This window comes from Streptomyces sp. NBC_00986, from assembly GCF_045162565.1.
In the GTDB taxonomy this organism is placed as follows: Bacteria; Actinomycetota; Actinomycetes; order Streptomycetales; family Streptomycetaceae; genus Streptomyces.
Genome location: NZ_CP108733.1, coordinates 8,388,883 through 8,400,892, shown reverse-complemented (window position 1 = coordinate 8,400,892; position 12,010 = coordinate 8,388,883). Strand labels below are relative to the sequence as shown.

The window sequence follows — 12,010 nt, the reverse complement described above, 5'->3', positions numbered from 1 at the left end:
TGGGCGGTGGGACGAGTGCCTGACTGCGGGGTGATGGCAGATGCAGAGCCGCTTCCGGAGCGACCGGCGGTTGACCATACGTATGGGTCTGACGCTGTTCCTGCTCGGGCTGTTGTACGTGGCGTTCGTGGCCGCGCTGATCGTGTTGCTGAAGTCCTGGGTGCTGGTCGTGGTGCTGGCGGGCGGGCTGCTCGTGGCGCAGTACTGGTTCTCCGACCGGATCGCGCTGTACGCGATGCACGGGCGGATCGTGGAGCGGGAGGAGTATCCCGAGCTGCACGGCGTGATCGACCGGCTGTGTGCCGTGGCCGACATGCCCAAGCCCGTCGTCGCCGTCTCCGACATCGACATGCCGAACGCCTTCGCCACCGGGCGGAACGCCGACCACGCCGTCATCTGCGTGACCACCGGTCTGCTACGGCGGCTGGAGCCGGCCGAGCTGGAGGGTGTGCTCGCGCACGAGTTGTCGCACGTGGCGCACAAGGACGTGGCCGTGATCACGGTGGCGTCGTTCCTCGGGGTGCTCGCCGGGCTGATGGTGCGGTTCGCGTTCTACTCGCAGATCTTCCGGGGGCGGAAGGACCAGAACACCCTCGCGGTCTTCGCGGGGATCATGGGGATCTCGGCGGCCGTGTACGCGATCAGCTTCCTGCTGATCAGGGCCCTGTCCCGGTACCGGGAGCTGGCGGCGGACCGCGCGGCGGCCCTGCTCACCGGCAAGCCCTCGGCGCTGGCGTCCGCGCTCACCAAGGTCGACGGGGACATCGCCCGCATCCCGACCAAGGACCTGCGGACCGCGCAGGCCTTCAACGCCTTCTACTTCAGCCCGGCGAACGGCGCCGAGCCCGGTATCTCGCGGTTCTTCTCGACCCACCCGAGCCTGGAGCAGCGGCTCGACCAACTGGGGCGGATCTCCGCCGAGTTGGGTGAGGCGGCGGTGCCCGGAATCGGGAAGGCGGGCTGAGGATGGGGTTGCTGGACATCCTGCTCGGCCGTACGAAACCGGTCGCTCCCGATCTCGACCAGCTGTTCGCGCTGCCCTCGGCGGCGGTGACGCTGGAGGCGGCGGCCGGGTTCCGGCCGACCGGGCGGGGTGCGGTGTGCTTCGCGACGGTGGAGGGCGGGGCGTTCGAGCAGACGCACCGGGAGGTCCAGGCCCTGCTGGACGCGGACGCCGAACGCACCGGTCCGCCGGTGGAGTTGACCCAGGATGCCTACGGCTACTCGTGGCTCGTCTCGCGCCGGACACCCGACCAGCTGTCGGCGCTGGTGAACGACCTGCACGCGGTGAACAGCGCGATGGAGGTCAACGGCTTCGGGCCCCAACTCCTGTGCTCGCTGGCCGGGTTCGAAGACGGAGGGGCCGACGGGGGCCGGCGGCTCGCACTCGTCTACCTGTACAAGCGCGGGACGTTCTTCCCCTTCGCGCCGCTGGCCGGTGACGGTCAGCGGCGCGACAGCGCGCTGGAACTCCAGGTCAAGTCGATGCTCGGCAACGACCTGCGGATCGAGCAGGACCTGAGCCGGTGGTTCCCGGTGTGGGGCGCCCCCGGGTTGTGACGGGCGCCCCGGTCTCCTACTTGCTCTTCTGACGGGCCTGCCGACGCGACTCCAGGGGGCGCTCACGCTGGTAACGGCGCTCCCACTTGGCCTGCTTGTCACGGCGGTCGCGGTACGCGCGGTAGCTCGACGGGGTGCTTCCCGAGGAGGAACCGCCGCCCGACGAGGACGACGTGGACGAGGTCGATGAGCTGGACGACGTCGAGTCCCTGCCGTACCGGACGTAGACGAAGAGCACGGCGACGGCGGCGAGCCACCAGACGTGGTTTCCGAATCCCAGGACGACCAGGACGACGGTCCCGGAAAGGATGATGGTGCCCATGACGGGCCTCCGTGGGCGTGGGTGATGTCCGAGCGGTATGGAATCTGTCCCGACAGGGCGCTGGGGTGGGCGGCCGACCGTCGGTGGGTTGGGTGCGTCAGAGACTAGCGCCGACTCCGCAGGGTGACGCCTGTCCTGCGTGAAGCAGTGGTGACCTGCTCCGCAATGCGTCTCCAGCGTAGGGAGTCGGTCACTGGGTGTGCATCTTCTTTTTCTACGGGCGCCTCTAGGGGCGTTACTACGGGCGTTTCTACGGGAGGTCAGATGCCCGGTGCCGCCGAGATCACGCCTGCGGCCACGGCCGCGCCGAGGGCGGCGTGGTCGGCGGTCGTCTGGGTGGCGTAGGTCAGGGCGAAGTCCGCCACGGCTCGTTCGAAGGTGTCGGTGCCGCCCAGGTAGGCGGCGATGGCGACGCGGTCGCCGGAGCGGGCGTGGGCGCGGGCCAGGGCGTTGCCGCAGAGGCGGGCGTACGCCGTGAGGGCCCCCGGGCCCATGCCGACGACGTCCGCGGAGCCCTTCATGTCGCGGAGCTGGCGCCAGTAGAAGGCACGGCCCTGCGGTCCGGTCATCCAGCCGAGGAAGATGTCGCTGGCCGCCTGGAGGAGGCGCTGGCCCGCCACGACCCGGTGGCCGGGGTGGACGTAGGGGCCGTTCGGCAGGTGCTCCTCCAGTACGGACTTCCGCGCCTCCTTGATCTGCAGGAACAGCGGGTCGTCCTGGTCGCGGCCGGCGAGCAGCACGATGAAGCAGCGGGTGCCGACGCTGCCGACCCCGACGACCTTGCGGGCGGCGTCGACGAAGCGGTACCGGTCGAGGAGGAGGCGGCGCTCCTCGGAGAGCGTCGAGCGGTAGTCGCTGAAGATCTTGCGCAGAGAGGACATGTCGGCGGCGCCGGCCGGTTCCAGGAGGGGCGGGTCGTGGACGATACGGCGGCGGCCGTCGACGGTCTCGGTCAGTTTGCCCACGGCGTGCAGGCTGGTGCGGCGGCGGGCCCGGGTGAGGCTGGACTCCACCCGGCGGCGGTGGCGGGCCGAACGCACCAGCGGCAGCAGGCTGTCGGCGTCGATCCGCTCGTACCAGACGGCGAGTTCGCCCTTGCGCGCCAGACCGCGGAGGGCCGTACGGTACGCGGCTGTCGCCTCCAGCGCGGCGCGGTGGGCCTTCGTGTCACTGTGGCCGTTCTCGAGGGAGGCGACGGCCACACTCGCGGCGAGGCGTTTGACGTCCCACTCGAACGGGCCCGGGAACGTCTCGTCGAAGTCGTTGAGGTCGAAGAGCAGGGCGCGTTCCGGGGAGGCGTACAGGCCGAAGTTGAGGAGGTGCGCGTCGCCGCAGAGCTGGACGGTGAGGCCGGTGTGCGGCTGGGACGCCAGGTCCGCCGCCATCACGGCGGCCGAGCCGCGCAGGAACGCGAAGGGGGAGGCGGCCATGCGGCCGTACCGGATCGGGAGGAGTTCCGGGAGTCTGTCCCTGCCCTGCCGTTCCAGTACGGCTACGGGGTCCGGGCGGTCCACGGCGGGGATCCAGCCGGCGTGGGCGGAACGGGCAACGCGTTTGCGCGCAGCGCGACCCCGCTCCGCTCGGTCGGCCGGGGTGGTCATGTGCCGTGTCTTTGCATGCCGCCGCCTTCTGGGAGGGCACCGCCTGTTGCTACGCAGTGAAACCCGGTCGGTGCGGGGGTGCATTTCGGGGACGTCGATCGGGTGAGCGTTTACTGTCGGTCGAGCAGTGGACGTCTTCGAGGCGAGGTCGAGATGAGTCGCACCCCCCGTCACATCACCACCTCCGAACGCCGTGCCCGCCTCGCCCTCCGCCACCGCCTCGCCCCCGGCACCCACGCCACCGCCCCCGAGGCCGTCGCCGACTCCCTCGTCGCCCTGCACGGCACGGACCCCGCGACGGTGTACCTGGCCGTGGGCGCCCGCCTCGCCGACCCTTCCCTCACCGTCCCGGAGACCACTCGCGCCCTGTACGAGGACCGCGCCATGCTCCGTATGCACGGCATGCGGCACACGGTGTTCGTGTTCCCCGCCGAGCTGACCGCCGTCGTCCACGCCTCGACGGGACTTGCCGTCGCCGCGCGTGAACGAGCCTCCCTGCTCAAGCACATGGCGCAGGCCGGGGCGCCGGACGCGGCCTGGCTGAAGGAGGTCGAGGACTCGCTGCTGGCCGCGCTGGCGGGCCGCGGGCAGGCGACGGCGGCCGAACTCGCCCTGGACGAACCGAGGTTGAGGGAACAGTTCGTGTACGCGGCCGGGAAGAACTACGAGGGCGTCCACACGGTCTCGACGCGGTTGCTGAGGGTGCTGGGTGTGGAGGGCAAGGTGGTACGGGGCCGGCCGCTCGGCGGCTGGACGTCGAGCCAGTTCCGCTGGGCGGTGGCACCGGAGCACCCGGAGCTGGACACCGCCGCGGCACAGGCCACGCTCCTCGGCCGCTGGCTCGCGGCATGCGGCCCCGCCACCGAGGCCGACCTGAAGTGGTGGACGGGCTGGCGGGTGACGGACGTCCGCCGGGCCCTGACGACGATCGGCGCGGAGCCGGTGTCCCTGGACGAGGGAACGGGGTACGTCGCCGCGGGCGACCTGGCCCCGCCGGCCGGTCCCGCGGAGCCGTGGGCGGCCCTGCTTCCCGGGCTCGATCCGACGGCGATGGGGTGGCAACAACGGGACTGGTACCTGGCACCGGAGCTGCGCCCCGCCCTGTTCGACGGGAGCGGCAACGTGGGGCCGACGGTGTGGTGGGACGGGCGGGTGGTGGGGGGCTGGGCGCAACGACCGGACGGGGAGATCGTGTGGCGCATCCTCGACGGGAAGGGCGTCGGCCGGGAGGGGGAAGCCGCGATCGGGGCGGCGGCGGAGCGGTTGCGGGGGTGGGTGGGAGCGACTCGGCTGACGCCGAGGTTCCGGACGCCTGTGGAGCGGGAGTTGTCGGCGTAGAGGCGGGCGCACGTCCTACCGGCGAAGGGGCGACGCGGCTGTCACATGACCGCGGGAAGGCCGCGGCCGGAGCGCCTTCCATCGGCCTGCGCCGAGCCTTTTGAGTGCCGGTCGGCGCCATCATCCAGGCCGCCTGGTTGAGTACCGGCCGGCGCCATCACCCAGCGCGCCCGGCGTTCTTGTCCTGCGCCGAGCCTTCCGAGTCCCGGCCGCCGTCATCATCCAGCCCGTCCGGCGTTTGAGGACGAGGCCCCTTCAGGGCCGAACGGGGGTCCGGGGGCGGAGCCCCTGGAGGCCGCGAGCGCCAACGCCCGGCCCTCGAAGACCCGCACGCACCAACGCCGGGCGCCCCAAAAACACAGGGCACCCGGCGCCACCCCTCAGCGCGAGTACCGCATCAGTGCCCGCACCATGTGACACGTCGTGTCGGACGGCGCGTGAACGCCGATCAGCTCGGCCGTACTGCGGATCGTCTCGTTGCGGGCCTGGTTCGGGACGTACACGCCCGAGTCGAGCAGGGCGATGGCGAGCCGCATCGCCTTGAGGCGGCGGTTGTGCGTGACGTACCAGTCCCGCGGGCGTCCGGGCGGCAGCGGGCGCTTCTCCACGGGCACGTAGGGCAGGTCGAGTTGGACGGAACGCTTCGCGGTGGACTGGGTCGGCAACGGCTTCGGCTTCAGTGCGGCAGCGGGCACGGACATCCTCCTGTCGCGGTCAGGGCACCGTCCGGACCTCCCGGCGACACCCTCGAACACTGCTCCCAGTTTACTTCCCGCCACTGACAATCGCCGAACCCCGGTGGCCCACCAAATCCCCAGGTGGGCAAGGATGTTGTCACCGTGTCACGCAAGCTCCGGGAGGTATCCGTGAGGCGGTATCTAATTCGAACAGAGCGCACCGTCAGCTATCTGCGATCCGGCCGTCAGCCCGGCAGTACGCCCGCGATCAGTCCCCGTACGTACCCCTCGATCGCGTCCCGGATCGGCCGGACGGCCTCGACGCCCTGCCCCGCGGGATCGTCGAGCCGCCAGTCGAGATAGGTCTTGCCGGGGAAGACCGGGCAGGTGTCACCGCACCCCATGGTGATCACCACGTCGGATGCCTGGACGGCCTCGACGGTGAGGATCTTCGGGGTCTCGGCCGCGATGTCGATTCCGACCTCGGCCATCGCCTCGACGACCGCGGGGTTCACCTGGTCGGCGGGGGCCGACCCGGCGGAACGGACCTCGACGCGGCTGCCCGCGAGGTGGGTGAGGAAGGCGGCGGCCATCTGGGAGCGGCCGGCGTTGTGGACGCACACGAACAGGACGGACGGGCGCGGGACGGCAGATGACACGGAGGGGGTCCTTGTCGGCGAAGGGCGGTCAGGAAGAGGCGAGTTGCGGGACCGCCACCGTGTCACCGACCGGCGCGGGACGGCCGTAGAGCATCGTCGTGACGGTCAACCCGAGGGCGGCGCCTGCCAGTTGGGCCGCTATGAACGGGAGGACGGACGTGGGGGCGATCCCGGCGAAGGTGTCGGAGAAGGCGCGGCCGACGGTCACCGCGGGGTTCGCGAACGAGGTGGAGGACGTGAACCAGTAGGCCGCGCCGATGTAGGAGGCGACGGCCGCCGGGGCGAGACGGGTGCGGCCGGTGCGTTCCAGTCCGAGGACGAGGAGGATCAGCCCGGCCGTGGCGACGACCTCGCCCAGCCACAGGTGTCCGGCGAACCGGTCGTGGGTCGAGACCCTCAGCAGCGGCTTCGCGAACATGGCGTCGGCCAGCACCGCGCCGCAGATCGCCCCGGCCGTCTGCGCGGGAACGTACGCGGCGACATCACGCAGCGACGGTCCGGTGCCGGTACGGCGGCCCGTGAGCCAGGCCGCCAGGGTGACGGCCGGGTTGAGGTGCGCGCCGGAGACCGGACCGAGCAGGGTGATCAGCACGCCCAGGCCGAGGACGGTGGCGAGGCAGTCGGCCAGCAGTCGTAGGCCGATGTCGTGGGTCAGCTCGGTGGCCTGGATGCCGGAGCCGACCACGACGGCGACCAACAGGCCGGTCCCGAGCGCCTCGGCGGCGGCGCGGCGGGCGAGGGAGACGCTCACGCGGGCGTCGCGGCGGTCCGCGGGGTGACCAGGAATGCGGCGAGGCGGTCCAGGGCGTCGGGCAGTGCCCAGTAGTACACCCACGTGCCGCGGCGCTCGCAGTCGATCAGGCCGGCCTGGCGCAGCAGTTTGAGGTGGTGGGAGATCGTCGGCTGGGACAGGTCGAAGGCGGGGGTCAGCTCGCACACGCACACCTCACCGTCCGGGCCGCGCGAGGCGATCATCGACATGAGCCGCAGACGGACCGGGTCCCCGAGGGCCTTGAACATCCTGGCCAGTTCCGTCGCGCGCTCGTCGTCCAGAGGCGCGGACGCCAGTCCGCCGCAGCAGGAACCGGCCGGGTCCCCGTCCTGACCGATCACCTCAAGCTCTTGTTTCGACATTCTTCTATGTTGACATCCTTCGATTCAAGGCGCAACGTTATATCGAAGAACATCAATACAGGAGGCAGACATGAGCGAGCACTCCACCGACCTGCGCGAAGTCGTCCGGCGCCGCTACGCCGCCGCAGCCGCACAGGTCACCGAGGGCGGTACCGGCTGTTGCGGGCAGCAGCCGGCCGAGACCGACGACGCCTTCGATGACGACACCTTCGGCTCCGCCCTCTACACCGCCGACGAACGCGGCACCCTGCCCGCCGAGGCGGTGGCCGCCTCCCTCGGTTGCGGCAACCCCACCGCCGTCGCCGAACTCCGGGAGGGCGAACGTGTCCTCGACCTCGGTTCCGGTGGCGGTATCGACGTCCTGCTCTCCGCGCGCCGCGTGGGTCCCACCGGCCGGGCCTACGGGCTCGACATGACCGACGAGATGCTCCGACTCGCCCTGGCCAACGCGGAGAAGGCGGGTGCGACCAACGTCGAGTTCCTCAAGGGCACCATCGAGGCGATCCCCCTCCCGGCCAACACCGTCGACGTCGTGATCTCCAACTGCGTGATCAACCTGTCCGTCGACAAGCCGGCCGTCTTCGCCGAGACCTTCCGTGTCCTCAGGCCCGGCGGACGTCTGGGCGTCTCGGACGTCGTCGCCGACGACAGCCTCACCGCCGGGCAGCGCGCCGAACGCGGTGACCACGCCGACTGCATCGCCGGAGCCCTGTCCTTCACGGAGTACCGGGAAGGCCTCGAAACGGCCGGGTTCACGAACGTCGGGATCACGCCCACCCACGCCGTAGCCGACGGCATGCACTCCGCCCTCGTCCGCGCCACCAAGCCGCGCACCGGGCCGGACCGGGCGCCTCTCGCCTAACGTGAACACCATGGAGATCTGGATCAACCCGGCCTGTTCCAAGTGCCGCAGTGCCGTGAGTCTGCTCGACGCCGAAGGGGCCGAGTACACCGTCCGCCGCTATCTGGAGGACGTGCCGAGCGAGGGCGAGATCAGGAACGTACTGGAGCGGCTCGGGCTCGAACCGTGGGACATCACACGGACACAGGAGGCCGTGGCCAAGGAGCTGGGGCTCAAGTCGTGGGCACGGGACGCGAGTTCACGGGAGCGGTGGGTGGCGGCACTCGCCGCACACCCGAAGCTGATCCAGCGGCCGATCATCACCGCGGACGACGGCACGGCGGTGGTCGCCCGCAGCGACGAGGCCGTACGGGACGCGCTGTCCCGGCAGTCGGGGTCGGATTCGGGGTCGGCCTCCGAGTAGGTCAAGTGGCCGGTGCCGCACGGCGGGCCGGGGCCGGGCAGGACTGCCTGGAGTCCCTGGGCGACCCGACCGTGGACCGGTCCGTCGTGTTCTACGACCAACTGGGGCGCGGGCGTTCGGGGAAGCCGGACAACCCGGCGCTCCGGGTGATCGACCGGTTCGTCGCCGAACTGGTGGCGGTCCGGCGGGCGTCGGGGCTGCGGCGGTACCACCTGTACGGGGTCCAGCGCGCCCCAACTCGTCGCCGGTACAGGGGAGTTGCGCACGCGACTGCCGACCGAAGCTGCACCGGACCAGGAAGCCCGACCTGCTGACGCGCGGGCGCTACCGAACGGGGCGAGCCCCAACCCCCTTGTGACGCACGTCACTTATGTGACTCCTGTGTCCGCTGAGTTACATCGTTCGGCCCGCCGTACATAGCGGCGTACGCTCCCCTACCCCACAGGAGACGCGCATGTCGCGCAGGAGAACTGCCAGTACGAAGAAGAAGCTGGCGCTGCTGGTCACCGCCGCGGCGGTCGCGGGCGGCGGGGCCTTCGCTCTGGCCACCACGTCGAACGCGTCGCAGTCGACCGCGCAGAACGCCAAGACGCTGTCGGCCGCGAACTCGACGGTCTGCCAGGGGCTCGCCACCGCCCTCGGCAACAACCAGAAGTTCATCGACGGTCAACGCGCCGCGCCCGACGCCCAGTCGAGCGCGCGGATCGCCAACCGCGAAGCGGTCATCGCGCAGATCAAGGTGCAGCAGAAGGCGTCGGGTTGTGCGGTTGGGGAGTCGGCTCAGGACTCCCAGCCTGCTCAGCCGGCGCAGTCGGCGCCCGCGGCTTCCACTCCGACCAAGGCGGCAACTCCCCCGGCGGGCAGCACCGGTGGCGGTGCCGCCGCCGCGGGCAGCCAGGTGTGCAACGGCTCGACCGTCACGCTCTCCGGCGAGGCCGGTGCGCCGGCCGCGTCCAGCAACCAGTTCCCGGCGGGTACGACGCTGAAGGTCACCAACCTGGACAACAACAAGTCCACGACGGTGAAGGTGACTTCGGTCTCCGGCAGCTGTGTCCTGCTGAACAACGCGGCCTTCGAACAGGTCCGTGAGCCCGGCAAGTTCCTCATCCGCCGCGCTCTGATCCAGAAGGTGGGGTGACGCTCAAGGTCCCAGAAAACCGGTGAGGTGACGGCCCAGTCGCTCCGGCGCGGCATGCGGCAGCGCATGGTGCGAGACGTCCGGGAGGATGTCCGTCTCGACGCGTGGCAGCAGACCGCCCGCCCGGGCCGCCACCAGGTGCGTGTCATAGGTCCTGCTGCTTCCGGCCAGAAGCAGCAGGACCGACGCGTTCAGCCCGCGCAGCGCCTCGGGCGCCGGGCGGGGACCGGTCACCGGTTTCGCGGACGGGAACCCCGCGCCCGCCTCCTGGAGGCGCAGCCAGTCGGGGTCCAGCGGCACTCCCCCGGTCTCCCACTCCAGGAACGCGCGGACGCGGCGCGGAGTGGGCCGCAGCAGCATCGGCAGCGCGTGCAGCAGGTACGCCGTCTCGAACCCGGCGAAGCACTGGGTCGGGTCGAGGAGGAACAGACGGCGTACGCGGGCGGGCCCGCGCAGTGCGTAGTGCAGCGCGATCCAGCCACCGTACGAATGCCCGCCGAGGTCCACGACCGACGCCCCCAGCCCGTCGAGCACCGCGTCCAGCCAGGCCGTCAGATCGGCCACCGTGCGCGGCCGCCGGCCGACCACCGGAACACTGCGGCCCGGGGCGCCGATCAGGTCGACGGCGTAGAGGCGGTGGGTGACGGCCAGTTGGGCGGCCTGGGCGTACCAGGACGCCGAGGTCGCTCCCCCGCCGCCCGGCAGCAGCACGAGCGGACGCCCGTCGGCGGGCCCGCACACATTGACGTACGTCTCCCCGAACGGCGTCGGGACGGTCACCGCCTCCCGGTCCTCGGGCCACTTCGCCATGACCTTGTCGTAGGCGGACTCGAAGCGGTCCCTGTCGTACGGGCTGCGGATTCCCATGCCGGTCACCTCTCCCTCCCTTGCATCGTCCCCGTGCCGTCGCGGTCGAACTCGGCCTGCACAGTGCCCGGTTCGCGAACCAGAACGGCATGCACCCCACGGACGTACGCGGCCTGATCGCCCTCTCGGCCGCCGCCGAGGGCTAACCCCATCGCATACGAGCCGTACGGCGACCCCCGTCTGCGACTGCGAACAGCGAGTTCACAGCGGTCTCCCGGCGTGCCGTGCGCAGCGCACGTGAATCGCGACACAGCGCCACCAGGTAACACGGGGTTCACACTTGAGCAATGATCGGGAAATCGCATGTTGACAGGCTGCCCGGCATGAATCGCGGCGTTCCAGTGCCGCTGCGCCGCAGCACCCGCGAGTGCGACGAATGACCCACCCCGAAGGATGTGGCCCGTGACCTTCAAGGCTGAGTACATCTGGATCGACGGCACCCAGCCGACGGCCAAGCTCCGTTCCAAGACGAAGATTCTGGCCGACGACGCCAAGGGTGCGGAGCTCCCGATCTGGGGCTTCGACGGGTCGTCCACGAACCAGGCCGAGGGGCACTCCTCGGACCGCGTGCTCAAGCCGGTCGCCAGCTTCCCGGACCCGATCCGCGGCGGCGACGACATCCTCGTCATGTGCGAGGTCCTCGAGATCGACATGACGCCGCACGAGTCCAACACGCGTGCCGCGCTCGCCGAGGTCTCCGAGAAGTACGCCGCGCAGGAGCCCATCTTCGGCATCGAGCAGGAGTACACCTTCTTCGACGGCGCCCGTCCGCTCGGCTTCCCCGAGGGCGGCTTCCCCGCGCCCCAGGGCGGCTACTACTGCGGTGTCGGCGCCGACGAGATCTTCGGCCGCGAGATCGTCGAGGCCCACCTGGAGAACTGCCTGAAGGCCGGTCTCGCGATCTCCGGCATCAACGCCGAGGTCATGCCCGGCCAGTGGGAGTTCCAGGTCGGCCCGGTCTCCCCGCTGGAGGTCTCCGACCACCTGTGGATCGCCCGCTGGCTGCTCTACCGCACCGCCGAGGACTTCGGCATCTCCGCGACCCTCGACCCCAAGCCGGTCAAGGGCGACTGGAACGGCGCGGGCGCGCACACCAACTTCTCCACCAAGGCGATGCGCGAGGGCTACGACGCGATCATCACCGCGTGCGAGTCCCTCGGCGAGGGCTCCAAGCCCCTCGACCACGTCAAGCACTACGGCGCCGGCATCGACGACCGCCTGACGGGCCTGCACGAGACCGCCCCGTGGAACGAGTACTCCTACGGCGTCTCCAACCGCGGTGCCTCGGTCCGTATCCCGTGGCAGGTCGAGAAGGACGGCAAGGGCTACATCGAGGACCGCCGTCCGAACGCGAACGTCGACCCGTACCTGGTGACCCGGCTGATCGTCGACACCTGCTGCGCCGCGCTGGAGAAGGCCGGACAGGTCTGATCCGCCCCCGCTCGCAAG

The 12,010-nt window shown here is 70.8% G+C and carries 15 protein-coding genes and 1 pseudogene; 9 read left to right on the top strand and 7 right to left on the bottom strand.

The genetic code is table 11. The features are described from left to right. The first annotated feature begins 40 nt into the window (after nucleotides 1-40). Together htpX and OG504_RS37605 are read left to right on the top strand one after the other, a co-directional pair. The gene (htpX, locus tag OG504_RS37610) at nucleotides 41-964 is read left to right on the top strand and encodes a zinc metalloprotease HtpX (protein WP_405993802.1); all 924 of its coding nucleotides are present in this window, start codon (nucleotides 41-43) and stop codon (nucleotides 962-964) included. Nucleotides 965-966: 2 nt separating this feature from the next. Further along, on the top strand, nucleotides 967-1,560 hold the full coding sequence (locus OG504_RS37605) for a hypothetical protein (protein ID WP_405993801.1): 594 nt from the start codon (nucleotides 967-969) through the stop codon (nucleotides 1,558-1,560). Between the two features lie 16 nt (nucleotides 1,561-1,576). Here OG504_RS37605 and OG504_RS37600 read toward each other — a convergent pair whose 3' ends face one another. Both OG504_RS37600 and OG504_RS37595 read right to left on the bottom strand, forming a co-directional pair. Continuing rightward, a complete protein-coding gene (locus tag OG504_RS37600) occupies nucleotides 1,577-1,882 on the bottom strand; it encodes a hypothetical protein (protein ID WP_405993800.1) in 306 nt (101 codons plus the stop codon). Between the two features lie 260 nt (nucleotides 1,883-2,142). After that, complete coding sequence (locus OG504_RS37595) at nucleotides 2,143-3,483, bottom strand: DUF2252 domain-containing protein (protein WP_405993799.1); 1,341 nt, start codon at nucleotides 3,481-3,483, stop codon at nucleotides 2,143-2,145. A gap of 153 nt (nucleotides 3,484-3,636) precedes the next feature. Here OG504_RS37595 and OG504_RS37590 point away from each other — a divergent pair, with 153 nt between their 5' ends. Further along, a complete protein-coding gene (locus tag OG504_RS37590) occupies nucleotides 3,637-4,821 on the top strand; it encodes a winged helix DNA-binding domain-containing protein (RefSeq protein ID WP_405993798.1) in 1,185 nt (394 codons plus the stop codon). 380 nt (nucleotides 4,822-5,201) lie between these two features. Here the strand turns inward: OG504_RS37590 and OG504_RS37585 are convergent, their stop codons facing one another. From OG504_RS37585 to OG504_RS37570, 4 genes are all read right to left on the bottom strand, one after another. Next, a complete protein-coding gene (locus tag OG504_RS37585; protein ID WP_033284269.1) occupies nucleotides 5,202-5,516 on the bottom strand; it encodes a hypothetical protein in 315 nt (104 codons plus the stop codon). A gap of 227 nt (nucleotides 5,517-5,743) precedes the next feature. Beyond that, complete coding sequence (locus tag OG504_RS37580; protein WP_405996538.1) at nucleotides 5,744-6,091, bottom strand: arsenate reductase ArsC; 348 nt, start codon at nucleotides 6,089-6,091, stop codon at nucleotides 5,744-5,746. A 94-nt stretch (nucleotides 6,092-6,185) separates the two neighbouring features. Continuing rightward, nucleotides 6,186-6,908: an aquaporin gene (locus tag OG504_RS37575; protein WP_405993797.1), complete on the bottom strand. Its 723-nt coding sequence runs from the start codon at nucleotides 6,906-6,908 to the stop codon at nucleotides 6,186-6,188. Beyond that, the gene (locus OG504_RS37570) at nucleotides 6,905-7,291 is read right to left on the bottom strand and encodes an ArsR/SmtB family transcription factor (RefSeq protein WP_405993796.1); all 387 of its coding nucleotides are present in this window, start codon (nucleotides 7,289-7,291) and stop codon (nucleotides 6,905-6,907) included. The genes OG504_RS37575 and OG504_RS37570 overlap by 4 nt, the downstream gene beginning before the upstream one ends. 70 nt (nucleotides 7,292-7,361) lie before the next feature. Between OG504_RS37570 and arsM the strand changes: the two genes are divergently transcribed. The 4 genes from arsM to OG504_RS37550 all read left to right on the top strand — a co-directional run bounded on the left by arsM (nucleotide 7,362) and on the right by OG504_RS37550 (nucleotide 9,694). Continuing rightward, nucleotides 7,362-8,153, top strand: a complete 792-nt coding sequence (gene arsM / locus OG504_RS37565; RefSeq protein ID WP_405993795.1) for an arsenite methyltransferase — start codon at nucleotides 7,362-7,364, stop codon at nucleotides 8,151-8,153. Between the two features lie 10 nt (nucleotides 8,154-8,163). Then, nucleotides 8,164-8,556, top strand: a complete 393-nt coding sequence (locus OG504_RS37560; protein ID WP_405993794.1) for an arsenate reductase family protein — start codon at nucleotides 8,164-8,166, stop codon at nucleotides 8,554-8,556. A gap of 5 nt (nucleotides 8,557-8,561) precedes the next feature. Further along, on the top strand, nucleotides 8,562-8,870 hold the full coding sequence (locus OG504_RS37555) for a hypothetical protein (protein ID WP_405993793.1): 309 nt from the start codon (nucleotides 8,562-8,564) through the stop codon (nucleotides 8,868-8,870). Nucleotides 8,871-9,010: 140 nt separating this feature from the next. Next, nucleotides 9,011-9,694 carry a hypothetical protein gene (locus OG504_RS37550; RefSeq protein WP_405993792.1) on the top strand — a complete coding sequence of 228 codons (684 nt, stop codon included), beginning with the start codon at nucleotides 9,011-9,013 and terminating at the stop codon, nucleotides 9,692-9,694. 3 nt (nucleotides 9,695-9,697) lie between these two features. Here the strand turns inward: OG504_RS37550 and OG504_RS37545 are convergent, their stop codons facing one another. Further along, the gene (locus OG504_RS37545; protein ID WP_405993791.1) at nucleotides 9,698-10,561 is read right to left on the bottom strand and encodes an alpha/beta fold hydrolase; all 864 of its coding nucleotides are present in this window, start codon (nucleotides 10,559-10,561) and stop codon (nucleotides 9,698-9,700) included. A 20-nt stretch (nucleotides 10,562-10,581) separates the two neighbouring features. On the opposite strand from OG504_RS37545, the pseudogene OG504_RS37540 reads away from it, so the two are divergent. Both OG504_RS37540 and glnII read left to right on the top strand, forming a co-directional pair. Continuing rightward, nucleotides 10,582-10,698: pseudogene (locus OG504_RS37540) on the top strand (MarR family transcriptional regulator); the annotation flags it as partial. A gap of 265 nt (nucleotides 10,699-10,963) precedes the next feature. Next, on the top strand, nucleotides 10,964-11,992 hold the full coding sequence (gene glnII, locus OG504_RS37535; RefSeq protein WP_405993790.1) for a glutamine synthetase: 1,029 nt from the start codon (nucleotides 10,964-10,966) through the stop codon (nucleotides 11,990-11,992). Nucleotides 11,993-12,010: the final 18 nt, after the last annotated feature.

Coding starts and splice junctions, on each gene's coding strand:
- htpX (WP_405993802.1), top strand. CDS start 41: ATGCAGAGCCGCTTCCGGAGCGACCGGCGGTTGACCATACGTATGGGT.
- OG504_RS37605 (WP_405993801.1), top strand. CDS start 967: ATGGGGTTGCTGGACATCCTGCTCGGCCGTACGAAACCGGTCGCTCCC.
- OG504_RS37600 (WP_405993800.1), bottom strand. CDS start 1,882: ATGGGCACCATCATCCTTTCCGGGACCGTCGTCCTGGTCGTCCTGGGA.
- OG504_RS37595 (WP_405993799.1), bottom strand. CDS start 3,483: ATGACCACCCCGGCCGACCGAGCGGAGCGGGGTCGCGCTGCGCGCAAA.
- OG504_RS37590 (WP_405993798.1), top strand. CDS start 3,637: ATGAGTCGCACCCCCCGTCACATCACCACCTCCGAACGCCGTGCCCGC.
- OG504_RS37580 (WP_405996538.1), bottom strand. CDS start 6,091: ATGGCCGCCGCCTTCCTCACCCACCTCGCGGGCAGCCGCGTCGAGGTC.
- OG504_RS37570 (WP_405993796.1), bottom strand. CDS start 7,291: ATGTCGAAACAAGAGCTTGAGGTGATCGGTCAGGACGGGGACCCGGCC.
- arsM (WP_405993795.1), top strand. CDS start 7,362: ATGAGCGAGCACTCCACCGACCTGCGCGAAGTCGTCCGGCGCCGCTAC.
- OG504_RS37560 (WP_405993794.1), top strand. CDS start 8,164: ATGGAGATCTGGATCAACCCGGCCTGTTCCAAGTGCCGCAGTGCCGTG.
- OG504_RS37550 (WP_405993792.1), top strand. CDS start 9,011: ATGTCGCGCAGGAGAACTGCCAGTACGAAGAAGAAGCTGGCGCTGCTG.
- OG504_RS37545 (WP_405993791.1), bottom strand. CDS start 10,561: ATGGGAATCCGCAGCCCGTACGACAGGGACCGCTTCGAGTCCGCCTAC.